Here is a 19,634-nt window from a genome sequence, read left to right on the forward strand (position 1 = left end):
CTCAACCCTCCAATTCGAAGCGATAGTCTTCGACGACCGTGTTCGCCAGCAGCTTTTCGCACATTTCTTTCAATTGCGCTTCGGCTTTCGCGCGATCGTTGCCTTGAAGCTCGACTTCGAGGTATTTGCCGATGCGGACTTTGCCGACTTCGCCGAAGCCCATCGTGTGGAGCGCGCCTTGTACGGCGTTGCCTTGCGGGTCGAGCACGTTTTCTTTGATCGTTACGTATACTTTCGCTTTCATGGGTTCTCCTCCTGAAATGGGGTGGGTATAAGTATTGCCGTCGCTCGCGCGGAGCGATAGCGGAATTCCGTTCCGTGCTATTCCATCAGCCTGCGCGCGATATCGCGGTAGCGGTCTGTCGTCGCTTGGACGACGTCGGCCGGCAGCCGCGGCGGCGGGCTGTTCTTGTCCCAATCCGAGCTTGCGAGGTACGAGCGGACGGGTTCTTTGTCCATGCTGTCGATCTCGACGTCGAGCGTGTATTTCTCCTTCGCCCAGAAGCGCGAGGAATCCGGCGTGAACAGCTCGTCGATCAGAATAACCTTGCCGTCGACGATGCCGAATTCGAACTTGCAATCGGCGAGGATGATGCCGCGCTCCGCGCAATAATCGCGCCCGAATTCGTACAGCTTCAGGCTGCGTTCTTGCAGCTCCTCGGCCAGCTCTTGACCGACGCGGCGCGCCATCTCTTCGAACGGGATATCCTCGTCGTGGCCGACGTCGTTCTTGCCCGCGGGCGTGAAGATCGGCTCGTCCAGCTTCGAGTTCTTGCGCAGCCCCTGAGGGAGCGGGATACCGTTCACTTGGCCGTTGCTCTGATACTGGCGCCAGCCGCCGCCCGTAATGTAGCCGCGTACGACGCACTCGATATCGATCCTCTCCGCTTTGCGGCTAACCATAATACGGCCTTCCAGCTTCTCCGGCTCGGTCACTAAATCTCCGAGCAGCTTCACGTCCGTGTGAACGACGTGATTCGGCTGAATGCCGGCGGTTTGCTCGAACCAGTAAGCGCTAAGCGTGTTGAGCACGCTGCCTTTGCCCGGCACCGGCGGATCGAGCACGTAATCGAACGCGGAGATGCGGTCGGTGACGACGATGAGCAGATGCTCGCCCAGATCGTATAGCTCCCTGACTTTCCCCTTGTGAATAAGCGGGGCTTTGACGAGCCCTTCGGCTGTCGCTAACGCTTGGATGGACATGATGGCCTCCCCATGTTTGGCGCGATTCGTTCTATTGTTATTTCAGACCGAGACGGTCGAAAATCGTATCCACGTGCTTCAGGTGCCACGTCGGGTTGAAGCAATCGGCGATCTCTTCGGCGGATAGCAGCTCGGTAATCGCAGGCGTCGACGAGACGATATCGCGGAAGTCGCGCTGCTCTTCCCAAGCCTGCATCGCGCGAGGCTGCACGGTATCGTACGCTTGCTCGCGGCTAAGTCCTTTGTCGATCAGCTTCGTCATGACGCGACCGGAGAACGGAACGTTATACGTGCGGGTCATGTTGCGCTTCATGTTCTCTGGGAACACCGTCAAGTTCTTCACGATGTTGCCGAACCGGTTCAGCATGTAGTTAAGCAGCATTGTCGCATCCGGTAAAATGACGCGCTCGGCCGAGGAGTGCGAGATGTCGCGCTCGTGCCACAGCGGCACGTTCTCGTAAGCCGTCAGCATGAAGCCGCGGATGACGCGGGACAGGCCGCTCATGTTCTCGCAGCCGATCGGGTTGCGCTTGTGCGGCATCGCGGACGAGCCTTTCTGTCCTTTGCCGAACGGCTCTTCCACTTCGCGGAACTCGGACTTCTGCAAACCGCGGATTTCCGTCGCGAACTTGTCGATGGACGTCGCGATCAGCGCGAGCGTCGCCATGTATTCCGCGTGGCGGTCGCGTTGCAGCGTCTGCGTCGAGATCGGTGCCGCCGTAATGCCGAGCTTGCCGCATACGAACTGCTCGACGAACGGATCGATGTTCGCGTACGTGCCGACCGCTCCGGACATTTTACCGTATTGAACGCCGTCGGCCGCGCGCTCGAACCGCTCGAGATTGCGTTTCATCTCTTCGTGCCAGAGGGCCAGCTTCAGCCCGAACGTCGTCGGCTCCGCGTGTACGCCGTGCGTGCGGCCCATCATCGGAGTGTCTTTGTATTGGATCGCCTGTTCGCGCAGGATGGCGATGAAGTTCTCGATGTCTTTCTTAAGAATTTTATTCGCTTGAAGCAGCAAGTAGCCGAGCGCCGTATCTACGACGTCCGTCGACGTCAAGCCGTAGTGGACCCACTTGCGCTCCGCGCCGAGGCTCTCCGATACCGCGCGCGTGAACGCGATAACGTCGTGCCGGGTCTCTTGCTCGATCTCATAGATGCGATCGATATCGAATTTCGCGTTGCGGCGTAGCGCCACGGTGTCTTCATGAGGAATGTGTCCAAGCTCTGCCCACGCTTCGCACGCGGCAAGCTCGACTTCGAGCCAAGCTTGGAATTTGTTCTCTTCGGTCCATATCGCCCGCATCTCGGGGCGGCTGTAACGTTCGATCATTCGGTTAACCCCTCCAAATATCTGATTGGGATATCCACTCAAGCGCTGCCTCCACGTTCGGGGCGAGCACGTTGATATGGCCCATCTTGCGCATATGCTTCGCTTCGGCCTTGCCGTACAAATGCACTTTCGGCTCTACGCCGAGTTTATCCGCGACATCGTCGCGCTTCAACATCCATGCCGTCAGCGGCTCCGTATGCTCGCCGAGGATGTTCGCCATGACGACCGGCGTCAGAAGCGACGTGTCGCCCAGCGGCAAGTCGCAGATCGCGCGAACGTGCTGCTCGAACTGCGAAGTACGGCACGCTTCCATCGTGTAATGACCGGAGTTGTGCGGCCGCGGCGCAAGCTCGTTGACGTACAGCTTGCCGTCCTCGGTTACGAACATCTCGACCGCGATCAGTCCGACGACGCCGAGCGTCTCCGCGATCGAAACGGCAAGGCGTTCGGCCTCCGCAAGCACTTCCGTAGACTCGCGCGCCGGTACGATGGATAGGTGCAAAATATTGCGAACGTGAACGTTCTCTGCCGGAGGGAACGTCCGGACTTCACCGGACGGGCTTCTGGCCGCGATCACGGATATTTCCTTGTCGAAGCGGATAAACTGCTCCAGCACGAGCTCCGTGCCGGCATTCTTCGCTTCTTCCCATGCGGGAGCCAACTGATCTTCGCTCCGCAACACCCACTGGCCTTTGCCGTCGTAGCCGCCGGTCGCCGTCTTCAGCACCGCCGGAAGTCCGAGCCGGGCCGCCGCATCGCGCAGCGCCTCCAAGCTATCGATCTCCGCGTAGGGCGCTACCGTCGCGCCCGCAGCCTCGATGGCGCGCTTCTCGCGCAGCCGATGCTGCGTCGTATACAGCAGCTTGCTGCCTTGCGGCACGTAAGATTCCGCTTCCAGCATGGCAGCGACGTCCGCATCCACGTTCTCGAACTCGTACGTGATGACGTCCGAGCGCGCCGCCAGCTCCTTCGCCGCTTCCCTATCGTCATACTTGGCGATGATCTGCGCAGCCGTCTGCCCGCACGGAGAATCCGGCGTCGGATCGAGCGTCACGAACTTGTAGCCGAGCCGATTGCCCGCGTGCGCGAGCATGCGCCCAAGCTGGCCTCCGCCGAGCACGCCGATCGTCGCGCCCGGCAGGATAGTCCGAGGAGACGCCTGAACCGGCACGCAGCCGTCGATTCCGCAAGCCGCGCCTTCCGCATCGCCTTCGAACAAGTTAACTAACTTGATCGGCTCGCTCATGGCAATTCTCCGTTATCCAGCACTTCCTGCGTAATGCGCGCGCGGCGAGCAGCGATCTTCGCTTGCACGCCCGCGTCGAAAGAACCGATCATCTGCGCGGCGAGAAGACCCGCGTTCGTCGCTCCAGCGGCGCCGATCGCCACCGTCGCGACCGGGATGCCGCCCGGCATCTGCACGATCGATAACAACGAATCAAGCCCGTTCAACGCTTTCGATTGAACAGGCACGCCGATGACGGGCAATACGGTCTTGGAAGCGACCATGCCCGGAAGATGCGCCGCACCGCCCGCGCCTGCGATAATGACCTTCAAACCCCGCTCGGCTGCGGACTCCGCGTAGTCGAACATCAAGTCCGGCGTACGGTGAGCCGATACGACCTTCTTCTCGTATGGAATAGCCAATTCGTCCAGCACGTCGCAAGCTTTCTTCATCGTTTCCCAATCCGACGTACTTCCCATGATGACACCGACAATCGCCGCCATGCTTCCACCCTTCCGCGATAACTCATAATTATGAACAAACAAAAAGGCCGAAGGTTATACAGTCAGTATTCCCCAATCGGCCTTCGCTCTCTCTATGGTCATACGAAACGAGCGACGACAGCAGAAAGCCCGGACCATGTGGTCCGCGGCTTTCCGGGCGCTTCGTTAGACATATGCCGCGTAGTCCGGAAATTAGGGTTTCCGGGTAGAGACTTTTCGGGCCGATTCCCGACATTATACGCGCTTTTAAATTGCTGGCTGGCAGCAGTCATTTTACTATTGCAACGACTCTAATTTTACTTCAGATCTGAGAGGATGTCAAACAAAGGCGAACGCTTTCGGTCATATGAAATATTAATGTTCGGATTTAGACACAGCCTCGCGACATTGGATTGTCGACTCGCCTCGAATGCGGAAAACCCCGCCTTTCCAGCCTAAGGGGCATGGAACGACGGGGTTACGTTGACGACAATACCGGGTTTAGCCTTGCGAGCCGATGAACGCGTAGCGCGCGATGACCAAGATCGCGAGGATCCACATGAGCCAGTGGACTTTGTGCTCCTTGTTGCCGGCGAAGTTCGCCACCGTCGCAAGCAGCACGTAGGATACGATACCGAACGAGATGCCGTTGGCGATATTGTACGTGAACGGCATGAGCGCGATCGTCAGGAACGCAGGGATGCCTACCACGAAATCCGAGAAGTCGATTTCTTTAATCGATTGAATCATCAATACGCCGACGATGATCAGCGCGGCGCTCGTCGCCGAAGACGGAACCAGAAGCGCGAGCGGAGCGAGGAACAGCGCAAGCAGGAAGAATACGCCCGTCGTTACGGAAGTCAGACCGGAACGGCCGCCCTCCGCGATGCCGGCGCTGGACTCGACGTACGCCGTTACCGTGCTCGTACCGAGCATGGCGCCGCCGCTGACCGCTACCGCGTCTACGAACATCGCTTTGCCGACGCGTTTCTTGCCTTCTTCTTTGTTCTTGAAGAAGCCCGCGCGGTTAGCCGTACCTACCAGAGTGCCGAACGTATCGAACAGCTCGACGAACGTGAACGTCGCGATAGCCGTGAGCAAGCCGGTCGTGAGCAGATCGGCGAAGTCGAAGTCCCAGAAGTTCAACTGATCGAATTGCGGCGTCCAGTCGGCGCCCTTGAGCGAATCGATGTTCGTTACGTCGACGCCGGGGATCATGCCGATCAGCGTCGTAAGAACGATGCCGAACAGAATCGCGCCGCGAACTTTAAGCACCATCAGGACCGCGATGATCGCGAGGCCGACGAGCGTCAGCCATACGTTCGCGTTCTCCAAGCTGCCCATATGGAATACCGTGTCCGAGCCGCCAAGATCTTGGAAGCTGCCCGTGGATTGAACCCAGCCTTCGATGCTGACCGTCAGCACGCCGCTGTTCTTGAGGCCGATGATCGCGATGAACAAACCGATACCGACCGTGATCGCGTGCTTGAGGCTGTCCGGAATGGCCACGATCAGCATTTGGCGGATTTGAGTCAACGTCAGGATCAGGAAGATAATACCCGAGATGAATACCGCCGCAAGACCCATCGATGGGGAAATCGGATTATCCGTCGCCTGCGATGCGATAATCGTCGTCGCGAAGAACGCGTTCAGTCCCATGCCTGGCGCGACCGCCACGGGGAAGTTAACGAACACGCCCATAGCAATCGTGAAAATACCGGCAGCGAGCGCCGTGGCGAGGAATACGCCGTACGGATCGAGAAGCCCTTCTCCTCCGAGAATCATCGGATTGACCGCCAAGATGTACGCCATCGTCATAAAAGTCGTTAAACCAGCCATGATTTCTGTGCGTACGTTAGAACCTAGTTCTTTCAGCTTAAAGAAACGTTCCATAGTTTCGACAAGCTCTCCCTTCAATTTGCGAGTTGATGGTGAAAACCAAGGCATAACATACAAAAAACCTAGAAGATCGTTCCTCTAGGTTCCGCACAACTGGGAAAAATCATACAAAAGGAGCGCGCGCAGCCCTTATGTACTCTTCTTCCACTTCCCGTAGCCAGATCATTTGCGGTGACCTCGTAGAAACTTCCGGGCCGATTCCCGGAATTATACGAAAAGACATATTCAGTTGTTGATACACTCTCATTCTAGGACCAAGTCCTTAGCCTGTCAATGAAAATTTACGAATATTGTAAACGCTTTACATGTAAAAACGTTCGGATTTTGTCGCCTATTCGCCATATTTCCCCTTTTTTCGCTACCGATGCGATTATAGCGTTGACTCCTCCCGAGAAATCAACGCAATTAACAATAAATGAGGATGGAGCAGAGGTTATTTCTGCGCCATCCTCATTTTGTTTTAGTCTATTGCCGTTTGATTCAACGGATTGCGTGCGAACGAAAGCGGTTAGCCATTTGCCTCGCAACGTTACTACAGCGCACCTCCGAGACAAACCCGGATTAGCGTTGCCTCGCAACGTTACTGCGGCACATCTCCGAGACAAACCCGGATTAGCGTTGTCTCGCAACGTTACTACAGCACACCTCCGGGACAGAGCCGGATTAGCGTTGTCTCGCAACGTTACTACAGCGCACCTCCGGGACAGAGCCGGATTAGCGTTGCCTCGCAACGTTACTGCAGCGCACCTCCGGGACAGAGCCGGATTAGCGTTGTCTCGCAACGTTACTGCGGCGCACCTCCGAGACAAAGCCAGCCGGTTACAACTTGAACTTCGTAATGGAGCCTTGCAGCTCTGTCGACAGATTGGACAATTCGCCGATCGTGGCGGAGACCTCTTGAACGGCGGCGCTTTGCTGCTGAGCCGCCGCCGCCACCTCCTGGAAGCCCGCCGCCTGATCTTCCGTAATGCCGGAAATATTCTCCATGGCATCCGAGAGTTTGGCGAACGATTGTTTAAAACTGAACAACGTTTCCGACAACCGATCCGTGCGATTCGAATAATCGGAAATGCCTTCTTGGATTTGCTTGAAATTGTCATAAGTGCCGCTAATCGAATGATGCCCTTGATCCACCGCGCGATACCCTTCCGACACCCGGTCGATAACCTGTATGCTGTTCTCTTGGGTTCCCGTAATCAGTTCGGCGATCGATTTCGCCGCATGGGAAGATTGCTCCGCCAGCTTTCTCACTTCGCCGGCGACGACGGCAAAGCCTTTCCCCTGTTCGCCGACCCTGGCAGCTTCAATCGCCGCGTTCAGCGCGAGCAAATTCGTTTGCTCCGAAATATCGGTGATCATATGGATAATCTCGCCGATTTCCTTGGATCGCTCCCCGAGCCTTTCGGCCGCTTCCCGGGAATGCAGCATGACGCTGCGCAGCACTTCGATCTGCTGCAACGTCTGCTCGACCAGTTGCTGCCCTTCTTCGGACCGAAGCTTGACCTTATGCGAAATTTCCTTCATCCCGTCTACCTCGGCCGAAACTCCTTCCAATTCGGAATCCATGCCGCCGATCGTCGAATTGCTGCCGGCGATGCTGCCGACAACGTCGGTAATACCGTCCGACATCTTATTCATGGACAAGGCGATTTCCCCCGAGCTTTCGCTCGTTTCGCCCGCGGATTGATGCAACGTTCGGCTCGTTCCGGCAATCTGCTCGGAAGTGCTGGAAATTTGCGTGATCAAATCCCGGAGGTTGTCTCCCATTACCCGAAAAGACTGAGCCAGCTTGCCGATTTCGTCTTGCCTATCCAGCTCGATGCGAGCTCGCAAATCTCCCGAAGACACTTTCTCGGTAACCTTCATCAACTCGCGCAACGGTTTCGTCACGATTCTGCTGATAAACAATGCGGTCAGCACTCCAACCACCAGCACAATCACCGTAATCGTGAAGGTTGTCCAAGAAATCTTCGACGAAGTTTCCGGGATCACGGAAGCTTCCAAGTCAATGCCAAGCAACGTATGGCTTTCGCCTTGCTTATTCTTGATCGGCAGGAAGATCGACTTGTGTATCCCGTATTCGTCCTTGTATATCCCGCTAATGATGGCTTTATCTCCTGCGAGCGCATCTTTCATTTCGGGGGTAAAAGGATACGGCGTCCCGAAATCGTCCGGCACGTCGGAAAGCACGTCGATGCGCTCCTCTCCTCCGTTGTTCGACAGCATGTACACATTTTCCAAGCCGTGTTCTCTTTTCAACGTCTCCAGCGCTTCCTTAATTCGGACGTACTGCTCCGATGCCGCCGATTCGATAGGCGAATCGAAGCCCGGGATAGAAGCCACCTTCTGGTAGGCCATTTGAATATCGGAATTCAGACGAAGGTCGAATTGCTCCAGAAGCTTGCTAGTCAACTGCCGGTTAACGATCTGACTCGATCCCGCGAAAGCCCCGCATGTGAGAAGAGCCAGAAGGATAATGCTTACGATAATTTTGACCGAAAGATGGTGGGTAAACCATTGCCCAATCCGTTTAGCGAATGTCCGATCTTGCAGTCCCGACACTAATCGTCCCTCCTTTGTCCATTTGCATATCGAATCTTGCATACACGTCCGCTATCTTCTCTTGCAAGTAACGAACGATTTCGTTCACGTGCTCGACCTGCGTATAGGGCGATATGGCGAAAAATTTCGACGCATATAGCACTGCATGGCCGTTGTCTTCCGTCTTAACGGTCAAATGCTTCTTCGTATCCCCGAAGAACATTCGATCGCGGTGCTGCCCAAGGAGTTCGAACATCTTCTCGTTCAAATCGTTCGTCCTCCGTATTTCCTGCGAAGTACAACTGCCGGACAACTCCTCCCGGAACGACCGTCCGCCTTCGGGATAAAGACGGAACAGCGTGATGATGCCGGGATTGTCCGGATTGACGATTACCGCTTCGGGAATCCTGGCGCCAATCTCCCTCCGGAAGGCCAGGTTCACGTCGACGAATTGGGCGAGCAACCTCCTGTAGCCTTCGACGCCGAATGCCAGCAGCGCGCTGTACATACTGATGGAACTGGCCATTCGGGAGCATTCCAGGGTATATCCGGTATGATATTGACCGTAGCCGCGATGGCCGACGTACGGCGTTTCGTCCGGATCCAAATCCAGCAACCGCAAATCCTCGGCGTCTTGTACTAGGAATAGGCTCGTCAAGTAAGGAGTTTGGCCGAGCTTCTGGAAGTCGAAGCACAGAGAGTCCGCCAAGCCGAGATGCGCCATTTTTCTTTGTATCGTCTGTAACGCCTGCGCCGTATCCGACTGTAGAGAGAGCGGGTTGGCTGCGAAGTCGTAATCGTTGTAGAAGGCGAAGAACCCGCCGAGCGCGGAATCCGCATGAATATGCGGCCTTCTCAAATTGTAAGCCCGCGAAACCTCCTCCACGGCCTCGTAAATATCCTTGATGTTGTCGATGCCCATCGCGTCCGTCGTCCCGGTCGTCGCTACGATATAGACGGGAACGCCGCCTTCGTGGATCACGCGAGCCATTTGTCGGCGCAAATCCGCCACGTCCATCGAGCTGTCGGGAAGCGTTCGGATCTTGACCAAATTTCTCGTGCCGAGCCCTGTCGCTTCCATCGACTTGAACAAACTGTAGTGGGCTGCCTCGGAACAGAATGCGAACAACCGATCGGGCACTCCGTTAATTCTCGCGTCCGGGGCATGTTTGCTGATGGCGATTCGCAACCCGCTGAATATGGCCCCTTGCCCGCCCCACGACGTGTAACCCCCGCTTCGCAACGGATCGTAACCGGCCAGCTTGGACATCATTCCGATGACTTTCACTTCCGCCTCGGCTCCGGCCGGCCCGTAGACGTCCCACAGATTGTTGCCGTTCACCAAGAAGGCGGCGATCATCCCGACGATGCCCGGAATGCTGGCCATCGGCAAGATGTTCGTCAGAAAATACTTCGTGTGATAAGGATGCGCGTGCAACAACTCGAGTAACTTTTCTCCCACTTCTTCCATGGGCACGCCTTGCTCGGGAATCTCGCTAGCTAGCAGCAGGTCGTTGTAGAATCTCGCGGAACGAAGTTTCGTCCCTTTCAAGTTGACGCTGTCCGGATCTTTCAAAGCATCCGTGCCTGCCAGTATTTGCCCGATCAGCTTCATCATTAGCTCTCGTTTTTCCGGATTTCCGTCATCGCTCGGAAACCACTGTCTAACGTCGGGCGCTATCCCACTCATCATTCTCATCCTTTCTGTCGCGAATTGTATTTTTAATCGGCATTGTCTTCTGCATGGAAGTTAAGTCGTGTTGGCGACAGCCGGATTAAACGAGAGAAAGCGAGCAAAGGCGACCCGGCGCACCTCGGGGCAACAAAAAAAGCGCCGTACGATTGACCTGCTAAAGGTAATGGTCCGCCACTTCTTGTGGGTGCAGCTGGCTGACATTTCTCTGAAACGGAAGTAGTCCCTTTAGCTTTGCGTCACTACCTTTCAGTAGTTTTGCCGAATTCGAATATTCAGTTGTGAAGGAACGGAACGCATTCATGGCCATGAATTTTAGAGTGCTTCGAAATCCATAGATTTCCTTTTTTTCGACGAGATTATCTTACAATTGTTTGGCGAATTAATCAACAACTATTAAAAAAGGTTCTCCCTTGACAGGGAGAACCTTGAACCTCTCGTTTATTCCCACTCGATCGTAGCCGGCGGTTTCGACGTAATGTCGTATACGATGCGGTTGACGTGCTTCACTTCGTTGACGATGCGGTTCGAGATTTTCTCGAGCACGTCGTACGGAATGCGCGCCCAGTCCGCGGTCATGCCATCGATGGAAGTGACGGCGCGGATGCCGACGGTGTAATCGTACGTACGGCCGTCGCCCATAACGCCGACGCTCTTCATGCCCGGCAGCGCGGTGAAGTATTGCCAGATCTCGCGCTTCAAGCCCGCTTTGGCGATTTCATCGCGAAGGATCGCGTCGGATTCGCGAACGATCTCCAGCTTCTCATCCGTCACTTCGCCGAGAACGCGGATCGCAAGCCCCGGACCCGGGAACGGCTGGCGCCAGACGATTTCCTCCGGCAAGCCGCACTCTTCGCCGACTTTGCGCACTTCGTCCTTGAACAGCGCCTTCAGCGGCTCGACGAGCTTGAACTTCATATCTTCCGGCAGGCCGCCGACATTGTGGTGCGACTTGATCGTCTGCGCCGTAGCCGTGCCGCTTTCAACGATATCGGTATACAGCGTGCCTTGCGCGAGGAACGCGAAGTCGTCGAACTTGACGGATTCCTCTTCGAACACGCGAATGAACTCGTTGCCGATGATTTTGCGCTTTTGCTCCGGATCGGATACCCCGGCGAGCTTGCCCAGGAACCGGTCTTTCGCGTCGATCTTGACGACCTTCATATCGAATTTGCCGACGAACGTATCCATGACGCCCTCGGCTTCGCCTTTGCGGAGCAAGCCGTGGTCGATGAACATGCAAGTCAACTGATCGCCGATCGCTTTGTGAATGAGCATCGCCACGACGGACGAATCGACGCCGCCGGACAATGCGCACAACACTTTCTGGTCGCCGACTTCGCGGCGGATTTCCTGCACCATGTCCTCGATGAACGATTCCATCGTCCAATCGCCCTTGCATCCGCACACTTCGTACAAGAAGTTGCGGATCATCTCGTTGCCGTACACCGAGTGACGGACTTCCGGATGGAATTGAACCGCATAGATGCGACGGTCCGCATGGCTCATCGCCGCTACCGGCGCATGCTCCGTGCTCGCGTCTACGACGAAGCCGGGCGGCAGCTCGGTTACGTGGTCTCCGTGGCTCATCCATACCGTCTGACGCGCGTCGAGGCCCTTCACAAGCGGATTGCCGGAGACGAAATCGACGTCCGACTTGCCGTACTCTCGCTTGTGCGCAGGTTCGACCTTGCCTCCGTGCTGGTGCGTGATCAGTTGCATGCCGTAACAAATCCCGAGAATCGGCAGCCCGAGCTCGTACACGCCTCGGTCGACTTGAGGCGCGTTCTCCGCGTACACGCTCGCCGGTCCGCCGGAGAACACGATACCCTTAGGCGCGAGTTCGCGGATTTTATCCGCCGGGGTGTTGTACGGCAGCAATTCGCTGTAGACGCCGAGATCGCGAATACGGCGCGCGATCAATTGGTTGTACTGCCCGCCGAAATCCAATACGACGATCATTTCGTGCGGCTTGTTTCCTTGCGCTTGAGTAGTCACTGTCTCACGAGCCTCCTGAAATCAATTGAATGTATTATAGCTTTGCCGCTTTCGCAGCGTCAAGGCGAGCGGATACGGTTCTCCTGCGCTTGTTCAAGCCGCGAATCGCGCTTACGACTTCGTCCGCGTGGCCCTTTACTTTTAAATTGCGCCACTCTCGGACCAGCTTGCCGTTCTCGTCGATCAGGAACGTCGAGCGTACGATGCCCATATAAGTGCGTCCGTACAGCTGTTTTTCTTGCCACACCCCGTAAAGATCGCACACCTTATGATCAACGTCCGCGAGCAGCGGATAGCGCAGCTCGTATTTGTCCGCGAATTTTCGGTGAGACTTCAGATCGTTCGCGCTGATGCCGAGAATGACCGTGTTCAAGTTCTCGTTGCGAATGATCGCCGTCGCGTCGCGGAAGTCGCAAGACTCCTGCGTGCAGGCGGGCGTCGAATCCTTCGGGTAGAAGAACAGGACGACTTTGCGGCCGCGATACCGGCTCAGCTTGACTTTGTCGGCGTCTCCTTCCGCGCCGATAGCGGGAAGCTCGAAATCGGGCGCCTTGCGTCCGACTTGGAGCGTTGGTTTTCTAGGCATTGGCGTCGGTTCCTTTCACGCTCTCTGTACAATAAGTTTCAGCTTAACATTCCCCGGCGCAAAAGAAAACGATGCGACGCTGCGCCGATGCTACGGTATAATGAACATAGCAAAAGATACGCGCGCGAAGCACGCCGCTTGTCCCCGGTTCGGGGAGGAGCGGTTTTTTTGCGTTCGCCATTATAGAGGGAGGTACGCGTATGTTCGAAGAGCAGTATAAGGCTTGGTTGGAGGGGCAACGCAAATGGCGGACAGGAGAGTCGCTGAGACGATTAAACGACGGGCACGGCGTGAACGAGCGAATGTTCGCGGAAACCATCTGGTGGCCGGCAATCGGAAGTTTCGAGCACTTGCATGCGGAGCACGAGGTGATCAACTTTCGCGGCGGCTGTTATTACTTGGATCATGCTTTCATCCTCCATCCCTACTTGATCGATTGGGAGGTCGACGACTTCTCCTCGCACGCCAAGAACATGAACCGCCGCGAATTCGAATATGAGCGCCAGAGGCAGAACGAGCTGGTCGCAAGCGGATGGCAAGTCTATCGAATCCCGTTGGACGCGATAAAAGAGCGGCCCAAGCAAGTTCAGCAATTCGTGCTTCAGGTGATGGGAAAGCTGTACGGCATCGGACTGCGCAATCAACCGGCTTTACCTCTCAAGCAGCGCGAGATTATGCGGCTTGCATCGCGACTGCAACGGGCATTCACCCCGCTGGAAGTTTCCGAATGCGTCGGTATAAGCGACCGCTACGCCCGAGAACTGCTCTGGGAGCTGACCCGGCAAGGCTTATTGGAAGCAGCCAGCGGCAAATCGCGGATTAGGAGCTATCGTCTGACGCAGCGCGGTTCACGCATCCATCTGCAGTAACGGAGGTGTATCTATGCCGCTTTACGAAACTGAGTTCCGTTAAGGGGAGTTACTCCAATGACGGGTACATGCGAGCGTGCAATCATGTGCGCCGATTGGGGGTTGACGCATGTATCGGGCGCGCATCTTGTTGGCTTTACGGAACTGAGTTCCGTTATCTCGCCAAGAACACATCGTACTTACGCAATAACGGACCTAAGTTCCGTTAAGAGGAGTTACTCCAATGGCGGGTACGTGCGAGCGAGCAATCATGTGCCTGAAAGTCGCCGTCCGGAGCATAGATTTAGTCCCGAATTCGACGAACGTTGGCGCCGGTCAGCTCCCTGCGCCGCGATATTTGCGAATGCCGCGATTCCAGATCGTTAGGCCGATCGTCGCGACGATCACGCCGACGACCGGAGTGAGCAACGACATCGTCAAATCCCGGTGCCGGTCTAGGAAGAACGACGCAGGATAGACGCCGACGAACGCGAACGGCAGCACCCAGCTGAGTAGAAACCGTATCCCCTTGTTAAAGATTTGAACCGGATACCGGCCGTAGTTCTGAATGTTGAACATGAGCGGAACGATGCCGGTCGGCGCGTCGGAGTAGAACGAGATCGCCGCCAGCGACGTATACAGGCCTCCGTAGATCATCACCGAGCCGATAACCATGACGAGCAGCATAATCGGATCGTACCAATCGAACGGCAAGCCGAGCGTCGCCCAAGACGTGCCCATAATCGCTAAGCCGACGAGCCCGCCGACCATCGACGGAGGATCGACGTTCTCCAGCATGATCTGCACGAGCGAATGGGCCGGACGCGTCAGCACCCTGTCCATCTCGCCCTTCACGATATAACGCTCGCTGAAGTTCCATAGGTTGAAGAACGTGCTGAACACGCCGAAAGCGAGCATGAAGTAGCCGTAGACGAACACGACCTCCGCCTCGGTCCAACCCATCAGGTCGGGCGTATGAAGAAACACGACGAAGATGAACACCAGGTTCACCGCCGAGAACAACAGGTCCGACAGAACCTCCACCCAGAAGTCCGCGCGGTAAGTCAGCTTTGTTTTCAAATAATTCGCGATATATTCCCTGAACAGAGACAGCGTAAAGCTCATGCGCCGCGTCAACCTCCTTGCACGAACAGCCTGCGGCGCGCAGAGCGCCACATCGCCATTATCGGTATAATAAGCACGGCGAACCAGACGACCTGCACGAGCAGCGCTTGCCAGACATCGGCGCCGTTCAGTCTGCCCGTGAACACGGAGCTGGGCAAATACGTAATCGCCGGAAAAGGTAGCCAATCGAGCACAGGTTTCGCCCACGACGGGAAGAACGCGATCGGAAGCACGACGCCTGACAGCAAGTCGACGAGCACCCGCTTCATCCGCATCATGCCCTCGTTATTTTCGACGAAGAAGGCGAATAACCCCGTTAGAATGTTAAGCTGCGAGTTGATGAGGAAGCTGAACCAAAGCATGACGATGAACACGACGTACCGGACCGGGTCGCTCGGGAACGTGATCGGGAACAACAGCGACACGACGAGCATGCCCGGGATCATGAACAAACCGAACCGGAACAGGCCTTCTCCGAACCCCTGCATCATCTTTACGATGAGGTAGTTGTACGGACGCGTCATCTGCACCGCCAAGCTGCCGTCGCGCACGTCGTTCGAGATTTCGCGGTCCAAGTTGTTGAAGTAGAACGCGCGCCCCATCCAGGATACGGCCACGTAGGTCGTAATCTGCGCGACCGTAAACCCTTGCAGCGTATCCGCGTCGCCGTAGATCGCCTTCCATAGAAAATAGTACGCGCCGATATTGATCGCATAAATGATAATGCCGCTATAATAGTTCACCCGGTAAGCCAGCATCATGAGGAAACGGATTCGAATGAGCTCCAGATAAGCGCTAGCCACGGCTGCCTGCCCCCGCTTCCGCCTTGTCCGGCTCGGCGATCGCGTCCTCGGCCGCTTGCGGCGCCTCGGCGCTGCCCGACTGGTAAATTTCCCTGACGATCTCGTCCGTGTTCGTCTCGAATATCTTGATGTCGCTAATGTCCAGCGACGCTCCGACGACGCGGGAGAGCACGTCGGACACGTTCATCTCGCGCGGCAGCCACACTTTGGCGGTCTGCTCGTTCTCGAGCGTCCAGCGAACGTCGAGTCCGCTCGTCAATCCGTTAACCGCGGCGATCGTAACCGGATCGTTGAATTGGAATTGAACCTCGCGGCCCTTGCCCCAGCGCGTCTTCAACTCTTCCAGCCCGCCGTCGTAAATAATATGCCCGTCGTCTAGCATAATAACGCGGGAACAGAGCGCTTCGATATCCTGCAGATCGTGCGTCGTCAGTAGAATCGTCGTGCCGTGCTCGCGGTTCATCCGCTTCAGGAACTCGCGGATTTCCGTCTTGACGACGATATCGAGTCCGATCGTCGGCTCGTCCAGGAACACGATGGACGGATTGTGCAGCAGCGCCGCCACGAGCTCGCAACGCATCCGCTGTCCCAGGCTCAGCTTCCTAACCGGACGGTTCAGCAGCTCCTGCAGATGAAGCGTCTCTACCAATTCGTCCAATCGCCGCTTGAAGTCCGTTTCGCTTACGCGATACACTTTGCGCAGCAGCCTGAACGACTCGATGACTCCGATGTCCCACCAGAGCTGGCTGCGCTGGCCGAACACGACGCCGATTCCCCTAACGAACGTCTCGCGATCCTTATACGGCACGTAACCGTTCACGAGCAGCTTGCCCGACGTCGGAACGAGGATGCCCGTCAGCATCTTGATCGTCGTCGATTTGCCCGCCCCGTTCTCTCCGATATAGCCGCAAATTTCCCCTTGGGGGATTTGGAAGCTAATATCCTTGACCGCGGTCACTTCCGTATGCTCGCGCTTGAACAAATCCTTGAGCGCGCCTTTCAGACCTTCGCGGTTTTTCTGCACCTTGAACTGCTTTCTCAGCTCGTTCACTTCGATAGCTAACATGGTAACCTCCTGGCGAAACTTGCTTGTCCCGCTCATGAAACTTTATAATTCCTATAATGTAATCTTACATCAGGAACGATTCAGCACACAAACTGCCTCGGGTTCGGCCCGCAGGCGGCCGCTATCGTCTAGCAGAAAGGAATTGACGAATGTCGAGAAAATGGAGATATGCGCTATTCGGCGTTCTTGCCGTGCTGTTCATCGCTTTCTGCTTTATCGGGTGGTGGGCTTACCGCGCGAACGAGAACCTGAGCGATTTCAATAAGTCCAAGGAAGAGTCGCGCTTCGGCCATTTCGAGGAGAAGGTCGAGGAGAAGCCGCCCGAGTGGGAAGGCACGGAGAGGGTTAACATTCTGCTTATGGGCGGCGACGAGCGCGGGCTGCGCGAAGGCGAGATCGCGAGATCCGACTCGATGCTCGTCGTCTCGATCGATCCGCAGAAGAAGACGATCCATCTCTTCTCCGTCCTGCGGGATACTTGGGTCGAGATCCCGGGCTATAAAGACAACCGGGCGAATACGCCCCTGTCTCTCGGCGGCCCGAACCTGTCGATGAAGACGATCGGCAACCTGCTCGGACTCGATATCCAATACTATGTGTACGTCGATTTTCAAGGATTCATCAAGCTGGTGGACGCCATCGGCGGAGTCGACTTCTACGTGGAGAAGGACATGCGCTGGTCCGATTCCGCGGACGAACATAAATACGATATCAACTTAAAAAAAGGGTTCCAGCATCTCGACGGCGAGAAGGCGCTGCAATACGCGAGGTTCCGCCACGACAGGCTGTCCGACTTCACGCGGACCGGCCGGCAGCGCGAGCTGCTGAAGGCGATCGCGGACAAGCTGCAGTCCGGGTGGAACCTGATCAAGCTGCCGGACATTCTCGGCGACATCGCCCCTTATATCGAGACGAATTTGACTTCCCGCGAGATGCTCAAGCTCGGCAGCCTCGGCTACAAATCGCACCAAGCCGGTTCGTACCAAGCGCCTCCGAACGAGCTGCTGGCGGACGAGAAAATCGGCGGCTCATCGGTGCTCGCCATTAGAGATAAAGAAGCGCTTAAGGCTTACGTTCAGCTCATGCTGACGAAGGACGAGAGCTTGACGGCAGCGACGCCGTCCCCGTCTGCATCTCCTTCAAGCGCGGCAGGAGGACAACTATAATCATGACACAGCAGCAAAGAACGAGATCGGCGGCATTATACGAGGAAGCACAAAGGCACATCGTCGGAGGCGTGAACAGCCCTTCCCGTTCGTTCAAAGCGGTAGGCGGAGGCGCCCCCGTCTTCATGGAACGCGGAGAAGGCGCTTATTTCTGGGACGTCGACGGCAACCGGTACATCGATTACTTGGCGGCGTTCGGCCCGATCATTACCGGACACGCCCACCCGCATGTCACGGAGGCGATCGTGAGGGCGGCTCAGAACGGTACATTGTATGGCACGGCGACCGAGCACGAGATTCGACTGGCCGAGAAGCTGAAAGCCGCGATCCCGTCTATGGACAAAGTGCGGTTCGTCAATTCCGGCACGGAAGCGGTCATGACGACGATCCGCGTCGCGCGGGCGTACACCGGCCGCAACAAAATCATCAAGTTCGCCGGCTGTTACCACGGCCACTCCGACCTCGTGCTCGTAGCCGCGGGCTCCGGCCCGTCCACGCTCGGCATCCCCGACAGCGCGGGCGTGCCTGCCAGCATCGCCAGCGAAGTGATCACGGTTCCGTTCAACGATTCGGACGGCCTGCGGGAAGCGCTGGCGCGATGGGGCAACGACGTCGCGGCGGTCATGGTCGAGCCGATCGTCGGCAACTTCGGCATGGTCATGCCGAAGCCCGGCTTCCTCGAAGGGCTATGCAAGCTGACGAGGGAAGCCGGCGCGCTCGTCATCTACGACGAGGTCATCTGCGCTTTCCGCTTCCATTACGGATCGGCCCAGACGTTCTCCGCCTTCGCGGACCAAGAGGCGATTCGTCCGGACTTGACCGCGCTAGGCAAAATCATCGGCGGCGGCTTGCCGATCGGCGCCTACGGCGGACGCGAGGACATCATGGAGAAGGTCGCGCCGCTCGGTCCGGCTTATCAGGCGGGCACGATGGCCGGCAATCCGGCTTCCGTGCTGGCGGGCATCGCGTGCCTGGAGGTTCTTGGCGAGCCCGGCGTGTACGAGAAGATGGAGCGGCAAACGATTCGTTTGATCGGCGGCTTGCAGAACGCGGCCGCCAAGAACGGCATCCCGCTCACGATCAACCGCATCGCCGGCGCGTTCTCGACGCACTTCTGCAACCATCCCGTCACGAACTACGACGAAGCGCAGGATACGGACGGCGAACGCTTCGCCCGCTTCTTCCGGCTCATGCTGGACCGAGGCATCTATCTGGCGCCGTCGAAGTACGAGGCGTGGTTCCTCACGACGGCGCATACGGACGCCGATATCGACGAGACGATCGCGGCGGCGGAATACGCGTTCGCCCATATGTAAGACACGGCGTTCCGCTAAAGCGGCCTGCCACAGCACGCGAAGAAGGGCAATCCCTCGGCTTCATAAACCGGGGGATTGCCCTTCTGCTCTACTCGTGCTTATCGTATCTGCCGTCCACTTCGCGCGCGATCGTCCGGTAGAGTTTCGTCTCTTCCGCGACCGGGTCCCGCTCCGCTTGCACGCGCACTTCCCACCGCGGCGAAATCCGCCTTACCGCCTCGACCTCGGGCGCGTCCGCTTCCTGCTCTCCTTCGGTCAACCGTTCGGCCAACAGCTCTTCGGCCGAACGGACTTTAGGGTTATCATGCTCCACTACTCTCGCTCCCTTCCTTAGCTAGGATGGTCGAAAG

General features: G+C 56.9%; 17 protein-coding genes and 3 riboswitches. Of the genes, 3 read left to right on the forward strand and 14 right to left on the reverse strand.

Features of this window, described 5'->3' with window-relative positions:
• Position 1 precedes the first annotated feature (1 nt).
• The 10 genes from purS to COHPA_RS0109080 form a co-directional block, all read right to left on the reverse strand.
• On the reverse strand, positions 2-244 hold the full coding sequence (gene purS, locus COHPA_RS0109030; protein WP_027085852.1) for a phosphoribosylformylglycinamidine synthase subunit PurS: 243 nt from the start codon (positions 242-244) through the stop codon (positions 2-4).
• A 77-nt stretch (positions 245-321) separates the two neighbouring features.
• On the reverse strand, positions 322-1,203 hold the full coding sequence (locus tag COHPA_RS0109035; protein ID WP_027085853.1) for a phosphoribosylaminoimidazolesuccinocarboxamide synthase: 882 nt from the start codon (positions 1,201-1,203) through the stop codon (positions 322-324).
• Between the two features lie 37 nt (positions 1,204-1,240).
• A complete protein-coding gene (gene purB, locus COHPA_RS0109040; RefSeq protein WP_027085854.1) occupies positions 1,241-2,536 on the reverse strand; it encodes an adenylosuccinate lyase in 1,296 nt (431 codons plus the stop codon).
• 4 nt (positions 2,537-2,540) lie between these two features.
• Entirely contained in the window at positions 2,541-3,782 is a 1,242-nt protein-coding gene (gene purK, locus COHPA_RS0109045; RefSeq protein WP_027085855.1) for a 5-(carboxyamino)imidazole ribonucleotide synthase, read from the reverse strand.
• Positions 3,779-4,264, reverse strand: coding sequence for a 5-(carboxyamino)imidazole ribonucleotide mutase (gene purE / locus COHPA_RS0109050; RefSeq protein WP_027085856.1), 486 nt, complete (start codon positions 4,262-4,264; stop codon positions 3,779-3,781). Before purE ends, purK begins: the two co-directional genes overlap by 4 nt.
• Positions 4,265-4,425: 161 nt before the next feature.
• A riboswitch (purine riboswitch) is annotated at positions 4,426-4,526 on the reverse strand.
• A 218-nt stretch (positions 4,527-4,744) separates the two neighbouring features.
• A complete protein-coding gene (locus COHPA_RS0109055; protein ID WP_027085857.1) occupies positions 4,745-6,136 on the reverse strand; it encodes an NCS2 family permease in 1,392 nt (463 codons plus the stop codon).
• Between the two features lie 140 nt (positions 6,137-6,276).
• A riboswitch (purine riboswitch) is annotated at positions 6,277-6,377 on the reverse strand.
• Between the two features lie 584 nt (positions 6,378-6,961).
• Entirely contained in the window at positions 6,962-8,704 is a 1,743-nt protein-coding gene (locus COHPA_RS0109060; RefSeq protein WP_027085858.1) for a methyl-accepting chemotaxis protein, read from the reverse strand.
• Positions 8,673-10,376 carry a pyridoxal phosphate-dependent decarboxylase family protein gene (locus COHPA_RS0109065; protein ID WP_051421743.1) on the reverse strand — a complete coding sequence of 568 codons (1,704 nt, stop codon included), beginning with the start codon at positions 10,374-10,376 and terminating at the stop codon, positions 8,673-8,675. Before COHPA_RS0109065 ends, COHPA_RS0109060 begins: the two co-directional genes overlap by 32 nt.
• A gap of 185 nt (positions 10,377-10,561) precedes the next feature.
• A riboswitch (cyclic di-GMP riboswitch) is annotated at positions 10,562-10,649 on the reverse strand.
• A 168-nt stretch (positions 10,650-10,817) separates the two neighbouring features.
• Positions 10,818-12,338 carry a glutamine-hydrolyzing GMP synthase gene (gene guaA, locus COHPA_RS0109075; protein ID WP_035120461.1) on the reverse strand — a complete coding sequence of 507 codons (1,521 nt, stop codon included), beginning with the start codon at positions 12,336-12,338 and terminating at the stop codon, positions 10,818-10,820.
• A gap of 70 nt (positions 12,339-12,408) precedes the next feature.
• Positions 12,409-12,960, reverse strand: a complete 552-nt coding sequence (locus COHPA_RS0109080; RefSeq protein WP_027085861.1) for a peroxiredoxin — start codon at positions 12,958-12,960, stop codon at positions 12,409-12,411.
• 200 nt (positions 12,961-13,160) lie between these two features.
• On the opposite strand from COHPA_RS0109080, the gene COHPA_RS0109085 reads away from it, so the two are divergent.
• Entirely contained in the window at positions 13,161-13,829 is a 669-nt protein-coding gene (locus COHPA_RS0109085) for a hypothetical protein (RefSeq protein ID WP_027085862.1), read from the forward strand.
• Positions 13,830-14,144: 315 nt separating this feature from the next.
• Here the strand turns inward: COHPA_RS0109085 and COHPA_RS0109090 are convergent, their stop codons facing one another.
• The 3 genes from COHPA_RS0109090 to COHPA_RS0109100 are packed head-to-tail and all read right to left on the reverse strand — an operon-like array spanning position 14,145 to position 16,802.
• The gene (locus COHPA_RS0109090; RefSeq protein ID WP_027085863.1) at positions 14,145-14,933 is read right to left on the reverse strand and encodes an ABC transporter permease; all 789 of its coding nucleotides are present in this window, start codon (positions 14,931-14,933) and stop codon (positions 14,145-14,147) included.
• A gap of 8 nt (positions 14,934-14,941) precedes the next feature.
• Entirely contained in the window at positions 14,942-15,736 is a 795-nt protein-coding gene (locus COHPA_RS0109095) for an ABC transporter permease (protein ID WP_027085864.1), read from the reverse strand.
• Positions 15,729-16,802, reverse strand: a complete 1,074-nt coding sequence (locus COHPA_RS0109100; RefSeq protein WP_027085865.1) for an ABC transporter ATP-binding protein — start codon at positions 16,800-16,802, stop codon at positions 15,729-15,731. The genes COHPA_RS0109095 and COHPA_RS0109100 overlap by 8 nt, the downstream gene beginning before the upstream one ends.
• Positions 16,803-16,951: 149 nt before the next feature.
• Here COHPA_RS0109100 and COHPA_RS0109105 point away from each other — a divergent pair, with 149 nt between their 5' ends.
• Both COHPA_RS0109105 and COHPA_RS0109110 read left to right on the forward strand, forming a co-directional pair.
• Complete coding sequence (locus COHPA_RS0109105; RefSeq protein ID WP_027085866.1) at positions 16,952-17,968, forward strand: LCP family protein; 1,017 nt, start codon at positions 16,952-16,954, stop codon at positions 17,966-17,968.
• Positions 17,969-17,970: 2 nt separating this feature from the next.
• A complete protein-coding gene (locus COHPA_RS0109110) occupies positions 17,971-19,284 on the forward strand; it encodes a glutamate-1-semialdehyde 2,1-aminomutase (RefSeq protein ID WP_027085867.1) in 1,314 nt (437 codons plus the stop codon).
• Positions 19,285-19,372: 88 nt separating this feature from the next.
• On the opposite strand, the gene COHPA_RS0109115 is transcribed toward COHPA_RS0109110, so the two are convergent.
• Positions 19,373-19,597 (reverse strand): hypothetical protein, encoded by a 225-nt coding sequence (locus COHPA_RS0109115; RefSeq protein WP_027085868.1) that lies wholly within the window; start codon positions 19,595-19,597, stop codon positions 19,373-19,375.
• Between the last annotated feature and the right edge of the window lie 37 nt (positions 19,598-19,634).

It is taken from the genome of Cohnella panacarvi Gsoil 349 (assembly GCF_000515335.1).
Lineage (GTDB): Bacteria > Bacillota > Bacilli > Paenibacillales > Paenibacillaceae > Cohnella > Cohnella panacarvi.

Excerpts from the sequence above, each read along its gene's own strand:
- purS (WP_027085852.1), bottom strand. The coding sequence starts at position 244 with ATGAAAGCGAAAGTATACGTAACGATCAAAGAAAACGTGCTCGACCCG.
- COHPA_RS0109035 (WP_027085853.1), bottom strand. The coding sequence starts at position 1,203 with ATGTCCATCCAAGCGTTAGCGACAGCCGAAGGGCTCGTCAAAGCCCCG.
- purB (WP_027085854.1), bottom strand. The coding sequence starts at position 2,536 with ATGATCGAACGTTACAGCCGCCCCGAGATGCGGGCGATATGGACCGAA.
- purK (WP_027085855.1), bottom strand. The coding sequence starts at position 3,782 with ATGAGCGAGCCGATCAAGTTAGTTAACTTGTTCGAAGGCGATGCGGAA.
- purE (WP_027085856.1), bottom strand. The coding sequence starts at position 4,264 with ATGGCGGCGATTGTCGGTGTCATCATGGGAAGTACGTCGGATTGGGAA.
- COHPA_RS0109055 (WP_027085857.1), bottom strand. The coding sequence starts at position 6,136 with ATGGAACGTTTCTTTAAGCTGAAAGAACTAGGTTCTAACGTACGCACA.
- COHPA_RS0109065 (WP_051421743.1), bottom strand. The coding sequence starts at position 10,376 with ATGATGAGTGGGATAGCGCCCGACGTTAGACAGTGGTTTCCGAGCGAT.
- guaA (WP_035120461.1), bottom strand. The coding sequence starts at position 12,338 with ATGATCGTCGTATTGGATTTCGGCGGGCAGTACAACCAATTGATCGCG.
- COHPA_RS0109080 (WP_027085861.1), bottom strand. The coding sequence starts at position 12,960 with ATGCCTAGAAAACCAACGCTCCAAGTCGGACGCAAGGCGCCCGATTTC.
- COHPA_RS0109085 (WP_027085862.1), top strand. The coding sequence starts at position 13,161 with ATGTTCGAAGAGCAGTATAAGGCTTGGTTGGAGGGGCAACGCAAATGG.
- COHPA_RS0109090 (WP_027085863.1), bottom strand. The coding sequence starts at position 14,933 with ATGAGCTTTACGCTGTCTCTGTTCAGGGAATATATCGCGAATTATTTG.
- COHPA_RS0109100 (WP_027085865.1), bottom strand. The coding sequence starts at position 16,802 with ATGTTAGCTATCGAAGTGAACGAGCTGAGAAAGCAGTTCAAGGTGCAG.
- COHPA_RS0109105 (WP_027085866.1), top strand. The coding sequence starts at position 16,952 with ATGTCGAGAAAATGGAGATATGCGCTATTCGGCGTTCTTGCCGTGCTG.
- COHPA_RS0109110 (WP_027085867.1), top strand. The coding sequence starts at position 17,971 with ATGACACAGCAGCAAAGAACGAGATCGGCGGCATTATACGAGGAAGCA.